The sequence below is a fragment of the Pseudomonas umsongensis genome, from assembly GCF_012647205.1.
Lineage (GTDB): Bacteria > Pseudomonadota > Gammaproteobacteria > Pseudomonadales > Pseudomonadaceae > Aquipseudomonas > Aquipseudomonas umsongensis.
The window spans coordinates 3,994,493-4,016,079 of record NZ_CP051487.1 but is presented as its reverse complement, the minus strand read 5'-3'; the positions used below and the strand labels follow the sequence as shown (position 1 = coordinate 4,016,079).

Below are 21,587 nucleotides of genomic sequence, written 5' to 3'. Positions count from 1 at the left end.
TCAGTGTTCTCCGGCAGCGGTGGGCAGTGTCGGCATCACGGCGAAATTCCAGTCATCGGCGAAAGGCTGGCCAATCTCACTGACCAGTGGCGCACCCTGGAACAAGGTGATGCGCACCCAGCGGCTGGACTTGGGGTCGAACTTGCCAGCGCCGAAGAACGCCAGTTTGCAACGCAGCAAGTGGATCGGCAGCATGTTGCGTTCCATCAGGTTGGCGCGGATTTCCCCGAAGGCGCAACGGGCCATGCCCTGCAGCCGGCATACGGTGCCTTTGAACGACGGCTGGGCGAGCAGGAAATGCGCGGTCAATTGCTGCGGATGGCGTTCGCGGTAGGCCAGCAAGGCACGGTGGCAACGCTGGAGGTTGTGGGCGATGCCCAACTGCATTTCCTTTTCCGCGCCAGGCTCCATGGCCCGTTCGCCCAGGCGTGGCTCTTCCTTTTCCGCCGAGCGATACCAGAAGAAGTGGTTGGCCTCGGCCCCTTCAAGGTCGTAGTCGAGCGCCCAGCGGTAGTGGGTCTCGATCAGGTTGCACAGCGCGTCCAGCGGCATCTCGGCGTTCAGGCGAAAGCCCTCGTTGACCGACATCTGCTCGGCCAGCGGATCGACCTGTTCGGGGTACAGCTCCAGCAGCAGGCTGACCAGCAGTTCCTGGCAGCCAAAGCCGGTGTTCAGCTCAACCCAGTCTTGCAGCCGTGACCACAGTTCGGCGCTGACGGGCTGACAGGCGAACCACTCGCTCAAGCGGTCGAGATCGGCCAGGGTCTGCCGATCGATCGCGCTTTGCCGTTGATCCTCGGTACTGGTTTGTTGCAGGTGTTGCCGAGCCCGCTGCAGCAGTGCCTGGAAACGCTGCGCGCGGGGCACGTCGGCCGGTTGAGCCACCACCTTCGCCAGTGCGGTTTCACGGGCACACACCCACTGATTGACCAGTTGTGGGTGATTGATCAGGAAGGGCGCCATGCCCAGCCCCGTGGAGTTGCCAACCCCCAGGTAGCGTTGCAGCTCGATGTCCAGCCCGACCGCCCGTTGCGGATTGCGCGCCCGGGCCATGTGCTCGATCTGCTCGATGCTGAAATGCCGCAGCAGGTACACGGTGAACATCTGCGCGCTGAACGGTTGGGTGAAGTCGGCATTGCCTTGCAGGCAACTGAAGTCGGCGATGCCGAACTTGCCGTTGCCGTACACGGCGGTGGTGCGATACAGGTAGCCGACCTCGGCCAATTGCCGTGGGTCTGGCTGGCAACCTTCCGCCAGCGCCCCGAGGAAGCGCTCGAAGTTGCGCAGGCTGCGGTTGGCCCGTGACAGCACCAGCACCCGCGCATCGAAACGCCCGGCTTCCTGCAACGGCACGTTGCGCCGCAAGTCGGCCAGTTGCGGCTCGTCGACATCGCCGGCCAACAGCACGAAGCTGACGTCCCACTGATCGGCAATGACCCGGTCACTGCGTTTTTCCGGCGGCAGGTACATCGAGAAAATCACGCAGTGATAGTGGGCACTGGCGGTGTCGATCCGATAGATCGCCGTGCCGAAGCCCTCGGCGTCAAGATCGAAGCGAGTGCGCTCGATACGCCATTGCTCGTTCATCATCTTGCGCATGCTGCTGCGCACGAAACTCAGGCGGCTCTGGAAGTGACTGCCCAGCCGTTCCAGGTCCATGACCCGGGCGGCGGGGCGCAAGGCCGAAGAGGTGTCTGTGTCGGTGTGCGACATCATTGCGATTCCTGGACTGTTCATTATCAGACTGCCTGTTCACGAGCCATCTGCCGGGCGATGCGCAGTGCATCCCAGAGCGAGGGCAGGATCAGCAGCGAAACCGGTACGGCAGTGATGACGATAAAGGATTGCAGCGCCGTGACCCCACCCGAGCCGATGGTGATCAGCACCACGGCGGCCAGGCCCATGCCGATCGCCCAGAAGGCGCGCAGCCATGCCTTGGGCTTGTCATTCGCGGACATCGCCATCGCCACGGTGAAGGCCATGGCATCGCCATTGGTGGCTACCGAGATGAAGCTCAGGAACAGGAACAGCGCCGAGATCAGCCCGCCCAAGGGCAGGTTCTGGGTCACGCCCAGCAGCAGGTCTTCCGGTTGCGCGCCGTGGGCGGTGACGATGCCCGGGTTCTGCAATTCCATGCCGATGCCGGCGCCACCGACAATGGTGAACCAGAACATGGTCACCAGCGGGGCGATGATCGACAGGGTCATGATCACTTCGCGGATGGTCCGGCCCCGGGAGATCTTCGCCACGTAGAGCGCCACCATTGGCGCGTAACCGATGAACCAGCCCCAGTAGAACACCGTCCACCAGTCGAGCCATTTCGGGTCGGCACGGAACAGGGTCATCGGGATGAACTGTTCAATGTGCAAGGCGAACGCCGTGGGGAAACCGCCGAGAATGAACGCGGTCGGGCCGAACAACACCATGAACACCGCCAGGCCGATCATCAGCCACACGTTGATTTCACTGACGAAGCGAATGCCCTTGAGCCCCACAAGGCACGATGTTGTGTACATCACCGTGACCAGCACGATGGTGATGGACTGCACCATCAGGTCGTTGGGAATGCCCCACACCGAGTGCAACGCGCTGCTGATCTGCAGGCCGAGGAAACCGATCGGGCCGATGGTGCCGGCGACCACGGCGATAATCGACGTGGCGTCGGCCAGGGTACCAATCGGCCCCTTGAGTGCACGTTCACCGAACAGTGGATAGAGCAAGGTACGCGGTGCCAGTGGCAAGCCTTTGTCGTAGTGCAAGTGCATCAGCACAATGGCCAGCAAGCTGCCCAATACCGCCCAGGCGAGGAAGCCCCAGTGCACGAACGATTGCGCGAGCGCGGTGTGGCCTGCCGCTTCGGTATGCGGTTGCATGCCCGCGAACAGCGGTGGCGGACTGGCGAAGTGCATCATCGGTTCCGCCGCCGCCCAGAAGGCACCCCCACCGGCGAGCAGGGCGCACATGATCACCGCGATCCAGTTGAAAGTACTGGTATCGGGACGTCGGTCGACGCCGCCGAGCCTTACGCGCCCGCACTTGCTGAAGCAGATGAACAGGCTCATGGCGAAGGTCGCGAGCATCAGGATCTGCCAGTACAAGCCAAAGAACTTCGTCGACCAGGCGAACAACGTGTTCACCAGTAGCGACACGCCGTCGATGTCGACCAGGGCTGCGATCAGGAAGGCGCCGAGGAAGCCGCCACTGATCAGGAACAGTGGCCAGTCGATGTTTGTTTTCGGCGGCGCAAGGTCCAGTGGCTGGACGTCGCCCTGCAGGGTGTCGGATGTTTTCATGATGCCTCCAAAATACGCGCCTGGGGCTGTGCACCGCCGCTTTGGGGGATGAACGGGAGGCTATTGTTATTATTTTTCATGCTGTGCTGTCCTCACGGTGTGAAACCAGGGTCAGTGGATCAAGGGTCAGTTTTTTGCAGGTGTCGCGCTTTCCAGCAGGCGCAACCAGTTGAGTCCCATGATGTTGCGTACCTCGTCCTCGGCGAACCCACGGTCGCGCAGGCCCTGGGCGATGACCGGGAAATCCCGGCTGTCGCGGAACCATTGCAGCGGTGACGGCCAGTGGGCGTTGTCCTTGGAGCCTTCGCCGTAGTCCTTGTCTTTGCTCCAGCGCCCGTTGCGCATCCATTCGAGCACTTGCAAAGGTTGCTGCTGGCACAGGTCGGTGCCGATGCCGATATGCTCCACGCCCATCAGTTCGGCCGTGCTGGCGACCATGTCGCAGAACGATTCCAGGCTGCAGCCCGAGGCTCCCTTGAGGTGGAACGGGTAAGTGCTGAAGCCGAGCAGGCCGCCAGACTCGGCAATCGCGCGCAGCACGGCGTCGGACTTGTTGCGTTTGGCGGCGTGGAAGCTCGACGGGTTGGCGTGGGAGACGATCACCGGCCGGCTCGACAGCTCAATGGCTTCAAGGGTGCTGCGCTCGGCGCTGTGGGACATATCAATGAGCATGCCGACGCGGTTCATCTCGGCGATGACTTGGCGACCAAAGCGGCTGATGCCGTTGTCTTCGTTCTCATAACAGCCGCTGGCCAGCAGGCTCTGGTTGTTATAGGTCAGCTGCATGATCAACACGCCGAGCTGGCGGAAGACTTCGACCAGGCTGATGTCGTCTTCGATGGGCGAGCAGTTCTGGAAGCCGAAGAAGATCCCGACGCGGCCTTCCTCGTGCGCCAGGCGAATGTCCGAGGCCTCGCGCACCGGGCGAATCAGCTGCGGCCAGGTTTCGAAACGGCGGTTCCACTCGCCGATGCGCGACAGTGTTTCCCGGGCGCTCTCGTGGTAGGCGATGGTGGCGTGTACTGCGCTCAGGCCACCTTCCTGCATCTGGCGGAAGATGTCTTCGCTCCAGTTGGAATATTGCAGGCCATCGATCATCAATAAATCGTGCATGGTGATCTCCCGTTCAAGGTCGCACGTAGGTGGTCTTGACCACGGTGTAGAACTCGCGGGCGTATTGCCCTTGCTCGCGCGGACCGAAGCTCGAGTTTTTGCGGCCGCCGAACGGCACGTGGTAATCGGTGCCGGCGGTGGGCAGGTTGACCATCACGCAACCGGTGCGGGCGCGGCGCTTGAAGTCGCTGGCATAACGCAGCGATTGGGTGATGATCCCGGCGGTCAGGCCGTACTCGGTGTCGTTCAACACGGCCAGGGCTTGCTCGTAGTCGCTCACCCGGATCACGCAGGCAATCGGTCCGAACACTTCTTCACGGTTGATGCGCATCTGGTTGGTGGTGTGGGTGAACAGCGCGGGGCGCATGTAGTGCCCGGCTGGTTCCAGGGCGAGCAATTCGCCGCCTTCGACCAGGGTCGCGCCGTCTGCCTTGGCCAGCTGCAGGTAATCAAGGTTCTGTTGCAGTTGGCGAGCTTCGGCAACGGGGCCAATCTGTGTTCCTTGTTCAAGGGCATGGCCGACTTTCAGCTGGCGCATGCGCGCGACCAGCGCCTCGACGAACCGGTCATGGATGCCATCGCAAACGATCAGGCGCGAGGAGGCGGTGCACTTTTGCCCGGTGCCGAAAAAGGCACCGTTCAAGGCGCATTCGACGGCGATGTCCAGGTCGGCATCGTCGAGCACCACCAGGGCGTTCTTGCTGCCCATCTCCAGTTGGCAGCGCACCAGGTTGCCGGCGGTCGCAACCGCGACGCGGCGACCGGTCTGCAGGGAACCGGTGAACGTCAGCGCATCGATATCGGCCGACTGGATCAGGCTTTCACCGACCACGCTGCCGCTGCCCATCACCAGGTTAAAAGTGCCTGCGGGCAAGGGCTGGCGGCTGATGATCTCGGTCAGGGCCCAGGCGCTGGCAGGCACCAGGTTGGCCGGCTTGAACACCACGGCGTTACCGAAGGCCAGGGCCGGGGCGATCTTCCACGCGGCGGTGGCCATCGGGAAATTCCACGGGGTGATGATGCCGACCACGCCTACCGGTTCGCGCTGGACGTCGATCTCGATCCCGGGGCGTACCGAGGCTGCCGTCTCGCCCATCTGGCGCAACACTTCGGCGGCGTAGTAGTGGAAGAATTGCGCGCTGCGATGGACCTCACCGATGCCCTCGGCCAGCGGCTTGCCCTCTTCGCGCGAGAGCAGTTCGCCGAGCTCTAGCTTGCGCGACATCAGCTCGTCGCCGATGGCCATCAGGATTTGCTGGCGTTGTTCCAGGCCGGTGGCGGCCCATTGCGGCTGGGCGTCACGGGCAGCCGCGATGGCGTCCTGGGTCTGTTCGGCGCTTGCCTGGTGGTAATGCCCGATCAGGTCTTCGACATCCGAAGGGCTGTGGTTGGCGACAAGGCCCTGGCCTTCACACCAGTTGCCGCCAATGTAGTTTTTGCAGGGTTGCAGTGCCATGGGAACCTCCGATTGCGTTGGTCCCATCTTGAGAGTATTACTCTGCAAATAAAAATTAATAATAAATATGAAACGATAAGGAAAACTAACCGTGCCACCCGAGCTGAAGATCACTCAACTGCGTTATTTCGTGCTCGTCGCCCAGCTCAAAAGCTTCCACGGCGCGGCGCGGCAGGCGTATCGCACGCAACCGGCGTTGTCGTTGGCCGTGCGCGAGCTCGAACAGAAGCTCGGCCAGCCACTGTTCGAGAAGGGCGGTAAAACCGAGCTGACGCCATTCGGCGCGCACTGTCTGCCGCTGTTCCAGGATTTGCTCGCCCATCACGATCGCATCGCCCGGGAAGTGAGCCTGCTGGCGCGGCACGAAATAGGCCAGGTGAGCATTGCCACGGTGCCGTCGGTCGCCAGCCGCCTGTTGCCGCACCTGCTCGCGAGGTTTGTGAGCGAGCACCCGAAAATGCAGATCAGCATCCAGGACGGCACCGCCGACAGCGTGCAGCAGTTGTTGGTCCAGGGGCAGGTGGACTTTGCCATCAGCAGCGTGTGGGTGGCGGATGACAACATCGAGTTCGTGCCGATCCTGAGCGACCGGGTGGGGGTGGTCTGTCGGCATGATCATCCGTTGGTGGCCAACGGCGCGGCGCTGCATTGGTCCAGCCTGCAAGCGTACCCGTTGGTGCGCAATGGCACCTCGCGCCTGCTGGCGGGAACCGAGGCGGAAAGCTTGCTCGACAACAGCCTGCTGTTCGTCTCCAACATGATTTCGCTGATCGCGATGCTCGAAGAAGGCATCGGCATCACCACGCTGCCGTCCCTGGCGTTTCCCAAGGGCAATGAACAGCTGGTGTTTCTGCCATTGGCCGAGCCCCGGGTGGAGCGCCAGATTGGCATCCTGTGTCGCAAGGGCCATAGCCTGTCGCCGGCAGCGGCCGAGTTGAGGGGGTTCCTGCGGGCGCAGATGCAGATGCCCGGGCAGGTCAGTGATGGGTCGGTGGTTCCGTCGGCCGCAGTTTGAAACGACAGACATTACCGCCGCGCACCATGCATTCGGTGTGCTCGACTTCAGCGCCGCCCAGCGCCCCGATCAACGCCAGGTCCAGTTCACAAACGACCGGGTGCGCGGCGGCGAGACGGTGGAACACGCAGTTGTGGGCGACGATTTCCTGATCGCCGGATGAGCGGAAAAACACCTCGGCTTCATAGCCCGCCTGATTCATGTGCTGCACGATCTTCGTTTCATCGACCACCTGCTGTTCGCGGTCCAGGGCCAGTTTGCGGCCCAGGTTGCGCATCAGCGTCGCCAGCGCCTCGGGGCCGATGATGTCGGCCACTTCATCGATCAGCGCGCTGGCGAGCAGTTGATACTGGCGCGGGAACTGTTCCCTGGCGTGGTCGGTGAGTTGATACAGCTGCTCAGGACGACGCCCCGTCGGCCGGGTTTCGCCGCGCAACACCAGGCCATCCCGCTCCAGCGCCGCCAGGTGTTGGCGAATCGCCGTACGCGTGACGGCCAGGTGCTCGGCCAACTCATCGATGCTCATGCCGCCGGCTTGATGCAGCAGCGCGTTGAGCAGGTCCTGCTGGGTTCGACCCAGTCCTTGCAGCATGGTGTACCCTCGCGCCGTGTCAGAACTTGTCGGGGAATTGCTTGACCAGCGCCGCGGTCAGTGCGTCCGCCAGCGCCAATATATGCGTGCGCATCATCGACCAGGTACGTGCTTCGCCGGCGTAATCGTGTGCGGCGAATTCATCGATCTGGGCGACGTGATGGCCGCCATGGGCCGACAGCAGATTGACCAGCGTCGCTTCCGGCAGATTCGGGTTGGCCCTGGCCAGGAACGCCGCTATCGCCTTGGCATTGCTGGTCAACTCGGCAACGGCGGCTTGTTTGCCTTTGCTGTCCTTGGCCACCGTGGCATCGCTGTAGTGTTTCACCGCGCCCCAGTGACCGGCAAGCAACTTGAGCAGTTGGTCGGCGGCCGGTTGGCCATAGAGCGGCGCGATGCTGTTGGCGATTTTAGTCGCGTTGTCGACCACCTGGTCAGTCGCCACTTTTGCCTGCTGGCGGTCGGCGGCCTGGTTGGCGAGCGCGTAGTTCCTGATCCAGAAGATGTGTTCGACCCAAAGATCCCGTAGCGCCAGGCGCGTTGTCAGCGCGGCGCTATCGGCGGTTGGAGCAGGCGCGGGAGCGGGCGCGGTCTGGCTCCAGGCCGGTGGCACGCAGAAAGCCAGGAGGATCAATGCAAGTGTCTTGATATTCATGACGGCAGCCTCTGAATGGGATGGATCGACAATATCAATTAAAGCATATAAATATGTTTTTATTGGGTGTGGCTGAAATCCCCGATCAATGGTGGCGCAAGAGGCTGGGCATTTCGGGTGAATCGGCGTGCCGGTGTCTTGGTTCGCCTGTAGGAGCCAGCGGTGCGGCGATCCGACTTGACGGCGAAGAACGATGACTCGCTAATACAGATACACCGCAGCGTCTGGTTCGCCTGTAGGAGCGAGGCTTGCCCGCGAAGAACGATAAAGCGGTAATACAGTTAAACCGCGGCATCCGGTTCGCCGGCAAGCCTGGCTCCTACAAGGTAGTTACAAACCATCCCTCAGTGCCTTGACGTAGTCGGGGCTATTACCTATCGAGTTGTGCCCGGTGCCTGCAATCACCTGCAGCGTCGCCACGCCCGGGCGGAAATGGCTGTAGAGGCGCCGGGTGCTTGCGCCTGGAATCACCTCGTCGTGCTCAGCGGCGATCAGGCGCGTCGGCACAGTGATGTGCTCGGCGTAGCGCCAGGATTCGAATTTATCCTTGAGCAGCCACCGCACCGGCAGCCAGCGGAACTGGCGCTCAGCCAATTCCTCCAGGCTGTTGTACGGCGTGATCAGCAGCAGTTTCGCCACCGGCCGATAACTGGCCAGGCGCACCGCGACCCCCGAGCCCAGGCTGCGTCCGACCACCGCCACCTGCGGGTGGTCGGCGTAGACCTTGTCGAACAAGCTCATGGCATCGCGAGCAATCGCTTCTTCGGACGGTGAACCGCTGCTGCCACCGTATCCACGGTAATGCAGCAGGTACAGGGCATGCTCGGGAAAGGCCCGGTCTAACTCCGGCAGGCTGCGCGAGACGTCTTCGGCATTGCCACCGAAATAAATCAGCGCCTTGGGCCCGGCATGCGATCGCACCGACACCAGCACCTGCGCCTCGTCCACGGGCAACGTCAGCAGTGTCTCGGGCGAGTCGACGGCGCGGGGCTGCGGGTAGTAGATCAGTGCGCGCTGAAACGCGAACAGGGCCGCGCAGAGCGCCAGGTACAGCACAGCGGCGATGACGACGAGTAACACCAGGGTACGAGACATTCGGCTAACGTTAGTGGGCAACATTGACGGCTCCGGGGTGCTGTCAGAGTGTAGCTGGCGGTAAAGGAGGGCACCGATGCCCATGGCGCTCAAGTGGCTCAACGTGTTGCCTGCAGAAAGAGCGGCCCTGGCCTTGGGTTTTGCGTTCCATTTCTGCGTGCTTGCCAGTTATTACCTGGTACGACCGTTGCGCGATGCCTTGGGTCTTGAGGGCGGTGTCGAGAAGTTGCAGTGGCTGTTCACCGCCACCTTCGTGGTGATGCTGCTGATGGTGCCGGTGTTTGGCACGCTGGCGTCGCGGTTGCCGGCCACGCGCTTCGTACCCTTGATTTACCGGGTGATTGCCGTGTCGATGCTGGTGTTTGGCCTGTTGATCGGCAACCACGTCGCGCCGGTGACGGTCGGGCGGGTGTTCTTTGTCTGGATCAGCCTCTACAACCTGTTCATCGTCTCGATTTTCTGGAGTGTGCTAGTCGACCGTTTCTCCAACGAGCAGGGGCGACGGCTGTTCGGCTGCATCGCGGCCGGCGGCACCCTGGGCACCTTTATCGGGCCCTTGCTGGCGGCGACCATGGCCACTCGTTTGGGCCCGCTGGCGTTGACCGTCGGCGCGGCGCTGCTGCTGGAACTGGCGGTGCATTGCTATCGGGGGCTGCTGGCGAGGACGCAATCGCAGCAGGCCAACCGGATATTGGACGAACGGCGCCTGGGGGGCAGCATGCTCGCCGGGATCACGCTGATCCTGCACTCGCCTTATCTCTTGGGGTTGGTGGCCTTCATGCTTCTGCACACCAGCGCCGCGACTTTGTTGTATTTCGAGCAGGGACGGATCGTCGCTGGCAGCTACGCTGATGTAGGCAGCAGGACGCAATTTTTCGCCGTGGTCGATTTGCTGGTGTCGGCGCTGACCCTGGTCTGTCAATTGTTGCTGACGGCGCCGTTGATTCGCCTGGTGGGCATTGGTGGCGCGTTGCTGGCGCTGCCCCTGGCGACAGTCGTGGCGTTTTGCGCCATGGCACTGGCACCGGTGCCAGCCAGCGTGGCACTGGCCCAGGGACTGCGCCGCGCGGTGGAGTTCGGCGTGGTCCGGCCGGCGCGTGAGGTGCTGTGGACGGTGGTCAGCCGTGAAGAGAAATACAAGGCCAAGAATGTGATCGAAACCCTGGTCTATCGTGGCGGCGACGCTGCCAGTGGTTGGCTGTCGGCCGGTTTGACGGCCCTGGGCGCAGGCTTCGGCCTGGTCGCGCTGGCGGTCGTGCCGGTGGCGGGAGTGTGGGGCGGGTTGTGCCTGTGGCTGGCCAGGCGCCAGGCGCGATTGGCCGAAGCTGGACCACAGGAGCCGGGCCACCGGTGAGGGAATCGTCATGAGCCATGCGCAAGGTTTGACCCGCAGGCAAATACTCACGCTGGCTGCCGCCGCTTCGGCGGTCTTCACGCTCGGCCCGAGCGGTGCGCAAACCTCGCCAGCGGCGGGAACAGGAGGCAAGACCATGATGACCCGCGTCATTCCTTCCAGCAAAGAGCCATTGCCCGCTGTCGGCCTTGGCACCTATCGCGGCTTCGATGTGGCGCCTTCGGATCCAGCGTACCGCAGCTTGCCAGCCGTGCTTGACGCGTTGTTTGAAAAGGGCGGCAAGGTCATCGACAGCTCGCCCATGTACGGTCGCGCCGAGCAGACCACCGGCGAGTTGCTCTCGATTCACGAGCCACGGTCGCCGGCGTTCCTGGCGACCAAGGTGTGGACCCGTGGCCGCGAGGAAGGCATTGCGCAGATGGAGCAATCGTTCAAGCTGCTGCAGACCGACCGCATCGACCTGATGCAGATCCACAACCTGCTGGACTGGCAAACCCACCTGCCGACCCTGCGCCAGTGGAAGGAAGAAGGACGCATTCGCTACATCGGCATCACCCATTACACCGCGTCGGCCTATGACGAAGTGGAGGCCGTGCTCAAGACTGAGCCGCTGGACTTCCTGCAGATCAACTATGCGCTGGATGATCGCGGCGTCGAAAAACGCCTCCTGCCACTGTGTCGCGACCGGGGTGTCGCGGTGATCTGCAACCGGCCGTTCGGCGGCGGTGGATTGATCGCGCGGTTGCAGGGCAAACCGTTGCCCGGTTGGGCCGCGCAAGTCGGGATCAAGAGTTGGCCGCCCCTGGCACTCAAGTTCCTGTTGTCGCATTCGGCGGTGACCTGCGTCATCCCCGGCACTGGCAACCCGCGCTACATGACGGAAAACGCCAGCGCCGGTTTCGGCCCGATGCTTACCGATGCGCAGCGTCATCAGTTGATCGCTTTGCTGGATTGACGCCAGGGAAGGTTTTGAAAAGCGTGTTCCTGACTACACTGATTGAGGTCCGAAAAACCTGAGCATGCAAGACATCCCCGACCATTACACCAAGGAGATCGAACATGACTATCCGCATTGGCGATGAGGCACCGGATTTCACCGCCGACAGTACCGAGGGGCCGATCCACTTCCACGAATGGATCGGCGACAAATGGGCCATCCTGTTCTCGCACCCCAAGGACTTCACGCCGGTCTGCACCACCGAGCTTGGCTATATGGCCCGGCTGAAGCCCGAGTTCGACAAACGCAACACCAAGATCGTCGGCTTGAGCATCGACCCGGTCAGCGACCACCGCGCCTGGGTCGGCGACATCGAGGAAACCCAGGGCCATGCGGTGAACTATCCGATGATCGGTGACGACAACCTGGTGGTGGCCAAGCTCTACGACATGATTCACCCCAATGCCAGCGGCGGCCAGCGCACCGCCGTGGACAACGCCACGGTGCGTTCGGTGTTCATCATCGGCCCGGACAAGAAGGTCAAGGCGATGCTGATCTACCCGATGAGCGCCGGGCGTAATTTCGACGAAGTGCTGCGCCTGCTCGACTCACTGCAACTGAACGCCAAGCACACCGTCGCCACGCCTGTGAACTGGCGTCCGGGCGAAGACGTGATCATTCCGACGTCGGTTTCCGATGAGGATGCGAGGAAGAAGTATCCGGATGGCTTCAAGACCCTGAAACCGTATTTGCGCGTGGTGCCGCAACCCAAGTAGGCCCTGGTGGGTGACCTGTACACCGCTCCTGCGGGGACGGTGTGCAGGGGAATGCTGTTCGATTTGATCGTTCCCACGCTCTGCGTGGGAATGCCGCCAGGGACGCTCTGCGTTCCATTGACGACGCGTTAATTGAGCCGTGCGCAGCAGTGATGCGGGGCGTCACAGGAAGCCCTGTGTGAAATTGGTTGTCGGAGTACATATCCATTGCTGCGGTAACGGCCACCTATGGTTTCGCTTTTACAGCGACTCCCTTTTTCAAACGCCAAAAAGGAAGCAAAAGGCTTTTGCCCCACCACTCGGTGCCTCGCTTAGGCTCGGCATGCCCTCACTCCGGCATTGCTCCGTGGGTCGCCGCGATGGGCCGTCCCTGGCCCAGCGCGGCTAAACCGGCGTCCTGCCGGTTTCCCCACTGCGCAATGCCTGCGTTCGGCCAGCGTGGTTAACGGGGCACCCAAATCCAAAGCAAAGCGAGGCGGCCTGACAGCCGACCTGACTTTTCCAGATATCCCCAATCCACTGTGGGAGATTCTATGGTTGAGGGGAAGCCCTCAACTGGTTTTCGGTTGGTATTCACTCTGCCCCTTCAGCAGGGCGAATACGATACGAGCGAGCTTGCGAGCCAGCATCACCAGGGCTTGAGTGGTGCTGAAACCCCGATTTCTTTGTTCTTGGTAAAACCCTTTCCAGGCTTCGGTTCGACTCGCCGACATAGCCGCATTGTGCAGAAGGCGGCGGGCTTCTGGATCGCCTCGCTTGGTCAAACTCCGGCGACCATCTTTTTGCCCTGATTTTGACACCCGCAAGTCCATTCCAAGAAAGGCGATAAAGGCATCTGCGTTTCGGAAGTCTCCGCGCTGGAACGCCGTGAGCAAGCGCGCGCCAGTCAAAAATCCAACCCCTTCAACTTTCAAGCAACGCTTCAACTGCCCCAGCAAACCGGCTTCTTTCAGCTGATCGTTGATCGTCTTTTCGATCAGCGTCTCAAGCTGCTGCATGGACTTTATTTGCTCGGAAAAAGCAGCCTTCAGCAAGGGCTCATTCGACCAGCTTTGCACTAGGCCGACCCTGGCCTGGACCAAGGCCGCCCGGCGGCGAAAAAGACTCAGGAGTTGGCGATACAGCGGTGTCGGCGGCGTCCATGGGTGAAGTTCTTCATGCTCGTTCTTCAGATAGCGAGCAAGCAGTTTGGCATCCAGTGCATCGGTTTTGGCACGGACCTTCACACCTTCTCGGTAATGTTTGAGCTCATAGCCGCCCACCATGTAAATCACGCAGCCGGCCTCAAAGGCCAGGTCAGCGAACTCCAGGTGGTAGATGTTGGTGGCTTCAATAGCAATAGCCACACTCCCCGGCAAGTCCTTTAACCACTTGTTGATGCTGGTTTTGTTGTTGGGAATCTCTTCAAGCAGGTCCAGTTCGGCGTGATAAATCACCAATTCTTTCTTGGCGACATCCACGCCCACGATCGGCTTTGAAACAGAAACCGGCATTGCCATAGGTTTTCCTCCGGGATAAGGTTTTAAGCACTTGAAGGGCTCACCCAGAGGCGCAGGCTTGTTCCTATCGTCGGTCTAGGCCAGATGCATTCTTTATCGGCGCTTGGGTGAAAGGAGGAGGGGCGAACTCTCCCACAGTCTGTACTGCGTCAACAGTCAGAATCGAGCCTTGTCCCTCCTCCTCCCTTCAAGTCCTACCATACAAGCGAGCCTGCTCGCGAAAAATGTCCAGACAACGCGTTCATCCAGAAAGGGCGCGTTATCGTTGACGACCATCGCGAGCAGGCTCGCTCCCACAGGGGGAATGCGAACAGACCTGCGATCAGGTCGGCTGTAAGGCCGCCTCGCTTTGGCTGTTGATTTGGCTTTTGATTTTCTTGCCCCATCACGGCGGGCTCTGTAGGAGCGAGCATGCTCGCGAAAAACCTGAGAGCACCACGGGGTGTCAGGCTTCCCGCGTCATCGTTGACCTCCATCGTCGGAACGCCGCCCGGAGCATGCTCGCTCCTACGGGCTTCTCCAAGTGACTCGCCGTAATGGCGAAACCCTAAGTGGCCGTTACCGCAGCAACGGATATACCTCCAATCCAAACATTCAATCAAACCAGATATTTACGAAACCATCCCAGCGTCCGCTCCCAGGCCAGCTTCGCCGCCGCCTCGTCATAACGCGGCGTGGAGTCGTTGTGAAAGCCATGGTTGGCGCCGGGATAGATATAGGCTTCATAGGTCTTGCCGCCGGCCTTCAGCGCCTGCTCATAGGCGGGCCAGCCTTCGTTGATGCGCGTATCCAGTTCACCATAGTGCAGCATCACCGGCGCCTTGATCCGGGGCACATCCTTGGCGTCCGGTTGTCGGCCGTAGAACGACACGGCGGCGCCCAGTTCCGGGTAAGCCACGGCTGCCGCATTGGTGACGCCACCGCCATAACAGAACCCGGTGATGCCGACTTTTCCACTGGCGTCGGGATGCTTCATCATCCACTCGACGGCGGCGAAGAAGTCATTCATGAGCTTTTGCGGGTCGACCTTTTCCTGAAGTGCACGGCCCTTGTCGTCGTTGCCGGGGTAACCGCCGACCGAACTCAGGCCATCCGGGGCGAGGGCGATGAAACCGGCCTTGGCCAAGCGCCGCGCGACGTCCTCGATGTAAGGGTTGAGCCCGCGGTTTTCATGGACGACCACCACCGCCGCGACCTTGCCGGCGGCTTTTGCCGGACGCACCAGATAGGCGCGCACCTGCCCGTTGCCCTTGGGAGAGGGGTAGGTGACGTACTCGGCGATGATGTCCGGGTCGGTGAATTCGACCTGTTCGGCAAGGGCGTAATCCGGGCTCAGGGACGCCAGCAGCGCACCAGCGGTCAAGCCACCCAGGGTGAACAGCGCGGCGCGGTCGAGAAATTCGCGCCGGTTGATCAGGCCATGGGCGTAGTAGTCGTAGAGTTCCAGCAGTTGCGGGGAAAAGTCTTTTGCAGTGAGACGGGGCATCGGTGCGCTTCCTCTTCGGCGGATTGATGGTTCTTGCAGCGACATGCCCTGTGGTCAACCGAGGCACTGCGCCCCGGCTTTCGCCACTTGTGCATCCTGTTCGGCCTTGACCCCGGACACCCCGACCGCGCCGATCACCTGGCCGTCGACCGTGATCGGTACCCCGCCTTCGAGCGAGGTCAGCAGCGGTGCCGACAGAAAGGCCGTGCGCCCGCCATTGACCATCTCTTCATAGCCTTTGGATTCACGCCGCCCCAGGGCCGAAGTGCGGGCTTTTTCGAGTGCGATGTAGGCGCTGATGGGCGAGGCGCCATCGAGGCGTTCGAGGGCCAGGGGATGCCCTCCGTCATCGACCACGACAATGGTCACCGGCCATTGGTTGGCCTGGGCTTCGGTGCGCGCGGCAGCGAGGATCCGGCTGATTTCGACCTGGCTCAGGACGGCTTTGCGGTTCATGGGCGTTCTCCAGTGGGCGTTATTGGGACAAGGCGTCTTCGACCAGTTCGATCCAGTGCCGAACGGGGGTGCGACCCGCGCCGTCGAGGTGCGACTGGCAACCGATATTGGCGGTGACGATGACTTCGGGGTAGCCGCTTTCCAGGGCATTCAACTTGTTGTCGCGCAGCTGTCGGGCCAGTTCCGGTTGGGTCAGCGAATAGGTGCCCGCCGAACCGCAGCACAAATGGCTGTCTGGAACAGTGGTGAGGTTGAACCCCAGGCGGATCAGCAGCTTCTCCACCGCGCCGCCGAGTTTTTGCGCGTGCTGCAAGGTGCAGGGGCAATGGAACGCCACGCGGTGGGCGTTGTGGATGCCCAGTTGTTCCAACGGTTCGTCGCGCAATACTTCCACCAGGTCCCGGGCCAGCGCGCTGACCTTTTTCGCCTTGTCGGCATAGGCTGGATCGCGTTCGAGCAGGTGCCCGTAATCCTTGATAAAGGCACCGCAACCGCTGGCGGTTTGCACGATGGCCTCGGCGCCTTGTTCAATACCCGGCCACCAGGCGTCGATGTTGTGCCGGGCCCGATCGAGGCCAGCCGCCTGGGCGTCCAGGTGATAATCCACGGCACCGCAACACCCGGCCTCGCGGGCCGGCATGACGCTGATGCCCAGCCGGTCCAGTACCCTGGCGGCAGCCACGTTGGTATTGGGCGACAGTGCGGGCTGCACGCAACCTTCGAGCATCAATACCTGCCGGGCATGGCGGGTGGCGGGACGCTGCTTGGGCACCGGGAGGTTGCGCGGCAGTTTGCCCTGCAGCGTACCGGGCAGCAGCGCGCGCAGTGTCTGGCCACTGTTGACCAGGTGTTTGAACAGGTCCGGATGCGGCACCAGCTTGCGCAGTCCCTCGCGCAACAGGCGCTGGCCAATCGGACGCGGCACCGCTGCATCGACCACGGCGCGACCAATGTCCAGCAAATTATGGTAATCGACCCCCGAAGGGCAGGTGGTCTCGCAGTTGCGGCACGACAGACAGCGATCCAGGTGCAGTTGGGTCTTTGCCGTGACTTCGTTGCCTTCCAGCACCTGCTTGATCAGGTAGATGCGCCCGCGCGGGCCATCGAGCTCATCGCCGAGTAACTGATAGGTCGGGCAGGTAGCGTTGCAAAAACCGCAGTGCACGCAGGTGCGCAGGATGCTGTCGGCTTCTTCGGCGCGGGGCAATCGGCGGGCGCGTTCGCTCAAGGTGGTCTGCATGATTCATAACTCCGCGTACAGGCGTCCGGGGTTGAAGATGCGCTGGGGGTCGAGTTGCTGCTTGAGGCTCTGGTGGTAACGCAGCAGCGCGTCGGGCAGTGGCTGGAAGGGCGTGTCCGTGAGCCCGTGGCTATAGCAGGTGACGTGCCCGCCAGCCTCGGCGACGACCTGGCGAATGAACGTTGCCCGGGCATCGGACTTGAGCCAGCGCTGGGCGCCGCCCCAATCGATCAGTTGCCGACCGGGCAGGGACAGGCGCGGTGTGTTGTTGGGCACGGACAGGCGCCACAGTGGCTGGTCTTCATCGAAGAACGCCAGGCGCTGTTCGTTGAGATCGGCCCAATACGAAGCGTCGAGCACCTCGCCACCCAGGCGATCGCGGGCCGCCGCCACCGAGCCTTCGCCGCCCTCGAGCCGCAAGTGCAGGCACTCGCCGTCATGACAGGCGGCGCTGATCGGCAGCGGTTGCTGGCCCCATTCCGCCAGGCGCAGCAAAGCTTGCTCGACGTTCATTTGCAGGCTGATGCTCAGGGCCTGCCGGGGCTTGGGCAGGACCTTGAGCGAGACCTCGGTGATCAGGCCCAAGGTGCCGTAACTGCCGGCCATCAGGCGCGACAGGTCGTAACCGGCGACGTTTTTCATGACCTCGCCACCGAAACGCAAATGCTTGCCCAGCCCGGTAATCACCCGCGTACCCAGCACGAAATCCCTCACCGACCCCGACCACGGCCGACGCGGCCCGGACAGCCCGCAAGCGATCATGCCGCCGACGGTGGCGTCATCGCCGAAGGCCGGCGGTTCGCAGGGCAACATCTGCTGCGCGGCGTCCAGCACGCTTGCCAGTTCCGTCAGCGGTGTGCCACAGCGCGCTGTGATCACCAGTTCTGTCGGGTCATAGCGGACAATGCCCCGGTGCGATCGTGTATCGAGTATTTCCCCCGCCGTCACGCGGCCCAGGAACGCCTTGCTGTTGGCGCCCTGAATCCGTAACGGCGTGGCGTTGGCCAACGCCTGGTTGACCTGCTCCAGCAGCGCTGTGCTGTCATCGAGATCAGCAGGTGGGTGCATCAGAAACGCTCCAGGTCGGGGAAGGGCAGTTTTCCTGCGTGCACATGCATGGCACCAAACTCGGCGCAGCGGTGCAGGGTCGGTATGTTCTTGCCGGGATTGAGCAGTCCGCCGGGGTCGAAGGCCGCCTTGACCGCATGGAACAGGGTCAGCTCATCGCTGTTGAACTGCGCGCACATCTGATTGATCTTTTCCCGGCCTACGCCGTGTTCCCCGGTAATGCTGCCGCCGACTTTCACGCACAGCTCGAGGATCTTGCCGCCCAGGGCCTCGGCGCGATCCAGTTCGCCCGGTGTATTGGCATCGAACAGGATCAGCGGGTGCATGTTGCCGTCGCCGGCATGGAACACGTTGGCTACTCGCAGGCCGTATTCGGCCGAGAGTTCGGCGATGGCCTTGAGCACGCCCGGCAGCTCACGACGCGGGATGGTGCCGTCCATGCAGTAGTAATCCGGCGACAGGCGGCCCACCGCCGGAAAGGCGTTCTTGCGTCCGGCCCAGAAGCGCACGCGTTCGGCCTCATCCCGGGCCTGGCGCACTTCGGTGGCGCCGGCCTGCTCGAGCACCTGGCGCACACGGTCGCAATCGTCACGCACGTCGGCTTCGACGCCGTCGAGTTCGCACAGCAGGATGGCTTCGGCCTCCACCGGGTAACCGGCGTGGATAAAGTCTTCGGCAGCGCGGATGGCCAGGTTGTCCATCATCTCCAGGCCGCCCGGGATGATGCCGGCGGCAATGATGTCGCCGACGGCGTGGCCGGCTTTCTCCACGGAGTCGAACGCGGCCAGCAGCACCTTCGCGGACTGCGGCGTGGGCAGCAACTTGACCGTGACTTCGGTGATCACCCCAAGCATGCCTTCGGAGCCGGTGAACAAGGCCAGCAGGTCAAGGCCGGGGGAATCCAGGGCGTCGGAGCCCAGGGTCAGGTGTTCGCCGTCGACGGTGAGGATGTCGACCTTAAGCAGGTTATGCACGGTCAGGCCGTACTTGAGGCAATGCACGCCGCCGGCGTTTTCGGCGACGTTGCCGCCAATCGAGCAGGCGATCTGCGAGGACGGGTCGGGCGCGTAGTACAGGCCGAACGGCGCGGCGGCCTGGGAGATCGCCAGGTTGCGCACTCCCGGCTGCACCCTCGCGGTACGGGCGGCGGGGTCGATCTGCAGAATCTGGTTGAAGCGGGCCATCACCAGCAGCACGCCTTTTTCCAGGGGCAAGGCGCCGCCAGACAGGCCGGTACCGGCACCCCGGGCGACGACCGGTACCCGGCGTGCGTGACACAGGCGCAATACGCCCTGGACCTGGGTGATGTCCCGCGGCAGCACCACCAGCATCGGCGTGGTGCGGTAGGCGCTCAGCCCGTCGCATTCGTACGGCTTGAGTTCTTCCTGCTGGTGCAGGATTTCCAGGTCGGGCAACTGCGTGCGCAAGGCCTGCAACAGCGCGGCCTTGTCGACCTCTGGCAGAGCGCCATCAACGCGTTCATCGTAGAGAATATTCATAGTCGTTTTACGATACTCCGTTCATGAAAGCCCGGGCGATTGCCGTAATGCTGGGTCACTGTAGGAGCGAGCATGCTCGCGATGGTCGTCAACGATAACGCGTGTTTACTGACTAAACGCAGCGTACTTGAGTCCATCGCGAGCATGCTCGCTCCTACAGTGAACAGCATTTGGGTGATTGCCCGGGTTGTCCGATCAATGGCCGCCCACCACCATATTGCTGAACGGTGCGACATAGGCCTGCAACGTCACCAGGCCGCCGACCAGGATCGCCAGGACGATCGAGTGGAAAAACACATAGCGCAGGATTTCCCCTTCATGGCCATACCAGCGGGTGGCGGTGGAGGCAACGACGATCGACTGGGCGTCGACCATCTTGCCCATGACCCCGCCGGAACTGTTGGCGGCGGCCATCAACACCGGGCTGAGCCCCAGTTGCTCGGCGGTGACTTTTTGCAAGCCGCCGAACAGCACGTTGGACGCGGTGTCCGAGCCGGTCAGCGCCACGCCGAGCCAGCCGAGCAGGGTGCCGAACATCGGATAGAAAATCCCTGTCGCGGCAAAGGCCAGGCCCATGGTCGCGTCCAGCCCCGAGTAGCGGGTGAGGAAGCCCAGGGCGAGCATCGCGGTAATGGTGACCAGTGAGTAGCGCACCACCCACAGCGTGCGTAGGTACTGGTGAACCAGCTGCGGGATGGAGTAGCCCATCAACAGCCCGCCGAGAATCGCCGACAGCAGAATGCCGGTGCCAGTGCTGGTGAACCACGTGAACTTGTAGATCGCTTCTTCGGTTTTCGGTGCAGGCACTACGGGCGGAATCTTTTCGATCTGCTGGTGAATCGTAGTGAAAGTCAGGACCGGGGCGAAAATCGGATTTGCCTCGCGCAACGGTTTACCCTGGGGATCCAGTTTGGCCGCGCTGGTGGCCGGATCGATCGCCGGGCGGGTGTCGAACATGTTCTTGAAGCCTTGGGTACCCCAGGCGAAAACGAAGACCGTGAGGATGATCCACGGCATCCAGGCGCGCATTACCGCGGGCTTGGCATCGCTGGCAAAGGCTGCGCTGGCGATCGGCTTTTCGTCATGCTCCTCGGCGATGGCCGAGTTATCGACGCGCCCGGACAGGGCGGCGGAGGTATGCACGGTGGCCGGTTTCCACACTTTGAGGAAACCCGTCAGGCAGGCCATGGAAATCAGCGCGGCGATCACGTCCACCAGCATCGGCCCGTGATAGTTGGACACGATGAACTGCGGGACGGCAAAACTGACCCCGGTCACCAGGATCGCCGGCCAGATTTCCAGCATCTTGCGCCAGCCGGCGAAGGCCCAGATCAGCCAGAAAGGCACGATTACCGAGAAGAACGGCAGTTGCCGTCCGACCATCATCGACAGCTCCATTTCATCGAGCCCGGTGACTTTGGCCAGGGTGATGATCGGCGTGCCCAGGGCCCCGAAGGCCACGGGCGCGGTATTGGCGATCAGCGCCAGGCCCGAAGCGGCCAGTGGTGAAAAGCCCAGGCCGATGAGGATCGCCCCGGTCACCGCCACCGGCGTACCGAACCCCGCTGCGCCTTCGAAGAAGGCGCCGAAACAGAAGGCGATCAGCAGCAATTGCAGGCGGCGATCGTCGGTGATCCGCGCCAGGGAGTCCTGCAGCACTTTGAACGAGCCGTTCTCGGTGGTCAGCCGGTGCAGGAAAATGATGTTCAACACAATCCAGCCGATGGGCAACAAACCGTTGGCGGCGCCGTACAACGCGGCCGACCCCGCCATGCCGGCGGGCATGCCGAAGGCGAAAATCGCGATCACCAGGGCCGAGGCCAGGGCGAGCAATGCCGCCAGGTGCGCCTTGACATGGAAGAAGGCCAGGGCTGCGAGCATCACCACCACCGGCACGGCTGCCATGAGGGTCGAAAGCACCGGGTTGTTGAACGGATCGTAGATTTGCTGCCAGACCATGTTCCACCTCTGCTTTTTTGTTGTTGGGAGTGCAGCCCCTTGGGGGGGAGGTGGCCTCTAGTATAGGTGCCATTGCGCCGCTGTCAGGGCGCGG

Annotated in this window: 18 protein-coding genes; 4 read left to right on the top strand and 14 right to left on the bottom strand. The window is 62.4% G+C overall.

The window, feature by feature from the left end; genetic code table 11:
* The 4 genes from HGP31_RS18010 to HGP31_RS17995 form a co-directional block, all read right to left on the bottom strand.
* Positions 1 to 1,716: a hypothetical protein gene (locus tag HGP31_RS18010; RefSeq protein ID WP_020796436.1), complete on the bottom strand. Its 1,716-nt coding sequence runs from the start codon at positions 1,714 to 1,716 to the stop codon at positions 1 to 3.
* 23 nt (positions 1,717 to 1,739) lie between these two features.
* On the bottom strand, positions 1,740 to 3,293 hold the full coding sequence (locus HGP31_RS18005) for a BCCT family transporter (protein ID WP_240963492.1): 1,554 nt from the start codon (positions 3,291 to 3,293) through the stop codon (positions 1,740 to 1,742).
* Positions 3,294 to 3,419: 126 nt separating this feature from the next.
* Positions 3,420 to 4,406, bottom strand: coding sequence for a dipeptidase (locus HGP31_RS18000; protein ID WP_168758324.1), 987 nt, complete (start codon positions 4,404 to 4,406; stop codon positions 3,420 to 3,422).
* A 13-nt stretch (positions 4,407 to 4,419) separates the two neighbouring features.
* On the bottom strand, positions 4,420 to 5,862 hold the full coding sequence (locus HGP31_RS17995) for an aldehyde dehydrogenase family protein (RefSeq protein ID WP_033042041.1): 1,443 nt from the start codon (positions 5,860 to 5,862) through the stop codon (positions 4,420 to 4,422).
* Between the two features lie 91 nt (positions 5,863 to 5,953).
* Between HGP31_RS17995 and HGP31_RS17990 the strand changes: the two genes are divergently transcribed.
* Positions 5,954 to 6,877 (top strand): LysR family transcriptional regulator, encoded by a 924-nt coding sequence (locus tag HGP31_RS17990; RefSeq protein ID WP_168758323.1) that lies wholly within the window; start codon positions 5,954 to 5,956, stop codon positions 6,875 to 6,877.
* Here HGP31_RS17990 and HGP31_RS17985 read toward each other — a convergent pair.
* The 3 genes from HGP31_RS17985 to HGP31_RS17975 form a co-directional block, all read right to left on the bottom strand.
* Positions 6,840 to 7,469 carry a helix-turn-helix transcriptional regulator gene (locus HGP31_RS17985; RefSeq protein ID WP_033042045.1) on the bottom strand — a complete coding sequence of 210 codons (630 nt, stop codon included), beginning with the start codon at positions 7,467 to 7,469 and terminating at the stop codon, positions 6,840 to 6,842. The genes HGP31_RS17990 and HGP31_RS17985 overlap by 38 nt on opposite strands.
* A gap of 19 nt (positions 7,470 to 7,488) precedes the next feature.
* Positions 7,489 to 8,124 (bottom strand): hypothetical protein, encoded by a 636-nt coding sequence (locus tag HGP31_RS17980; RefSeq protein WP_168758322.1) that lies wholly within the window; start codon positions 8,122 to 8,124, stop codon positions 7,489 to 7,491.
* Positions 8,125 to 8,454: 330 nt separating this feature from the next.
* Positions 8,455 to 9,243: an alpha/beta hydrolase gene (locus tag HGP31_RS17975; protein WP_168758321.1), complete on the bottom strand. Its 789-nt coding sequence runs from the start codon at positions 9,241 to 9,243 to the stop codon at positions 8,455 to 8,457.
* A 52-nt stretch (positions 9,244 to 9,295) separates the two neighbouring features.
* Between HGP31_RS17975 and HGP31_RS17970 the strand changes: the two genes are divergently transcribed.
* From HGP31_RS17970 to HGP31_RS17960, 3 genes are all read left to right on the top strand, one after another.
* Positions 9,296 to 10,573, top strand: coding sequence for an NTP/NDP exchange transporter (locus HGP31_RS17970; RefSeq protein WP_033043839.1), 1,278 nt, complete (start codon positions 9,296 to 9,298; stop codon positions 10,571 to 10,573).
* A 10-nt stretch (positions 10,574 to 10,583) separates the two neighbouring features.
* Positions 10,584 to 11,528 carry an aldo/keto reductase gene (locus HGP31_RS17965; RefSeq protein WP_168758320.1) on the top strand — a complete coding sequence of 315 codons (945 nt, stop codon included), beginning with the start codon at positions 10,584 to 10,586 and terminating at the stop codon, positions 11,526 to 11,528.
* A 104-nt stretch (positions 11,529 to 11,632) separates the two neighbouring features.
* Positions 11,633 to 12,286 (top strand): peroxiredoxin, encoded by a 654-nt coding sequence (locus tag HGP31_RS17960; RefSeq protein WP_020796455.1) that lies wholly within the window; start codon positions 11,633 to 11,635, stop codon positions 12,284 to 12,286.
* A 551-nt stretch (positions 12,287 to 12,837) separates the two neighbouring features.
* On the opposite strand, the gene HGP31_RS17955 is transcribed toward HGP31_RS17960, so the two are convergent.
* The 7 genes from HGP31_RS17955 to HGP31_RS17925 all read right to left on the bottom strand — a co-directional run bounded on the left by HGP31_RS17955 (position 12,838) and on the right by HGP31_RS17925 (position 21,493).
* Positions 12,838 to 13,785, bottom strand: a complete 948-nt coding sequence (locus tag HGP31_RS17955; RefSeq protein WP_168757207.1) for an IS110 family RNA-guided transposase — start codon at positions 13,783 to 13,785, stop codon at positions 12,838 to 12,840.
* Positions 13,786 to 14,383: 598 nt separating this feature from the next.
* The gene (gene yghX, locus HGP31_RS17950) at positions 14,384 to 15,271 is read right to left on the bottom strand and encodes a YghX family hydrolase (RefSeq protein WP_020801338.1); all 888 of its coding nucleotides are present in this window, start codon (positions 15,269 to 15,271) and stop codon (positions 14,384 to 14,386) included.
* Between the two features lie 54 nt (positions 15,272 to 15,325).
* Entirely contained in the window at positions 15,326 to 15,727 is a 402-nt protein-coding gene (locus HGP31_RS17945; protein ID WP_151142606.1) for a heme-binding protein, read from the bottom strand.
* A 19-nt stretch (positions 15,728 to 15,746) separates the two neighbouring features.
* Positions 15,747 to 16,967 (bottom strand): glycolate oxidase subunit GlcF, encoded by a 1,221-nt coding sequence (gene glcF / locus HGP31_RS17940; protein WP_033044510.1) that lies wholly within the window; start codon positions 16,965 to 16,967, stop codon positions 15,747 to 15,749.
* A 3-nt stretch (positions 16,968 to 16,970) separates the two neighbouring features.
* A complete protein-coding gene (gene glcE, locus HGP31_RS17935; RefSeq protein ID WP_020801335.1) occupies positions 16,971 to 18,035 on the bottom strand; it encodes a glycolate oxidase subunit GlcE in 1,065 nt (354 codons plus the stop codon).
* Positions 18,035 to 19,534, bottom strand: coding sequence for a glycolate oxidase subunit GlcD (gene glcD / locus HGP31_RS17930; RefSeq protein ID WP_168758319.1), 1,500 nt, complete (start codon positions 19,532 to 19,534; stop codon positions 18,035 to 18,037). Before glcD ends, glcE begins: the two co-directional genes overlap by 1 nt.
* Positions 19,535 to 19,729: 195 nt before the next feature.
* Entirely contained in the window at positions 19,730 to 21,493 is a 1,764-nt protein-coding gene (locus tag HGP31_RS17925; protein ID WP_020801333.1) for an L-lactate permease, read from the bottom strand.
* Positions 21,494 to 21,587: the final 94 nt, after the last annotated feature.

What these genes read in the sequence shown, in the direction of transcription:
- HGP31_RS17980 (WP_168758322.1), bottom strand. Translation starts at nt 8,124, where the DNA reads ATGAATATCAAGACACTTGCATTGATCCTCCTGGCTTTCTGCGTGCCA.
- HGP31_RS18000 (WP_168758324.1), bottom strand. Translation starts at nt 4,406, where the DNA reads ATGCACGATTTATTGATGATCGATGGCCTGCAATATTCCAACTGGAGC.
- HGP31_RS17955 (WP_168757207.1), bottom strand. Translation starts at nt 13,785, where the DNA reads ATGGCAATGCCGGTTTCTGTTTCAAAGCCGATCGTGGGCGTGGATGTC.
- HGP31_RS17995 (WP_033042041.1), bottom strand. Translation starts at nt 5,862, where the DNA reads ATGGCACTGCAACCCTGCAAAAACTACATTGGCGGCAACTGGTGTGAA.
- HGP31_RS17925 (WP_020801333.1), bottom strand. Translation starts at nt 21,493, where the DNA reads ATGGTCTGGCAGCAAATCTACGATCCGTTCAACAACCCGGTGCTTTCG.
- HGP31_RS18005 (WP_240963492.1), bottom strand. Translation starts at nt 3,293, where the DNA reads ATGAAAACATCCGACACCCTGCAGGGCGACGTCCAGCCACTGGACCTT.
- HGP31_RS17965 (WP_168758320.1), top strand. Translation starts at nt 10,584, where the DNA reads ATGAGCCATGCGCAAGGTTTGACCCGCAGGCAAATACTCACGCTGGCT.
- glcF (WP_033044510.1), bottom strand. Translation starts at nt 16,967, where the DNA reads ATGCAGACCACCTTGAGCGAACGCGCCCGCCGATTGCCCCGCGCCGAA.
- HGP31_RS17985 (WP_033042045.1), bottom strand. Translation starts at nt 7,469, where the DNA reads ATGCTGCAAGGACTGGGTCGAACCCAGCAGGACCTGCTCAACGCGCTG.
- HGP31_RS17970 (WP_033043839.1), top strand. Translation starts at nt 9,296, where the DNA reads ATGCCCATGGCGCTCAAGTGGCTCAACGTGTTGCCTGCAGAAAGAGCG.
- glcE (WP_020801335.1), bottom strand. Translation starts at nt 18,035, where the DNA reads ATGCACCCACCTGCTGATCTCGATGACAGCACAGCGCTGCTGGAGCAG.
- yghX (WP_020801338.1), bottom strand. Translation starts at nt 15,271, where the DNA reads ATGCCCCGTCTCACTGCAAAAGACTTTTCCCCGCAACTGCTGGAACTC.
- HGP31_RS18010 (WP_020796436.1), bottom strand. Translation starts at nt 1,716, where the DNA reads ATGATGTCGCACACCGACACAGACACCTCTTCGGCCTTGCGCCCCGCC.
- HGP31_RS17945 (WP_151142606.1), bottom strand. Translation starts at nt 15,727, where the DNA reads ATGAACCGCAAAGCCGTCCTGAGCCAGGTCGAAATCAGCCGGATCCTC.
- HGP31_RS17975 (WP_168758321.1), bottom strand. Translation starts at nt 9,243, where the DNA reads ATGTTGCCCACTAACGTTAGCCGAATGTCTCGTACCCTGGTGTTACTC.
- HGP31_RS17960 (WP_020796455.1), top strand. Translation starts at nt 11,633, where the DNA reads ATGACTATCCGCATTGGCGATGAGGCACCGGATTTCACCGCCGACAGT.
- glcD (WP_168758319.1), bottom strand. Translation starts at nt 19,534, where the DNA reads ATGAATATTCTCTACGATGAACGCGTTGATGGCGCTCTGCCAGAGGTC.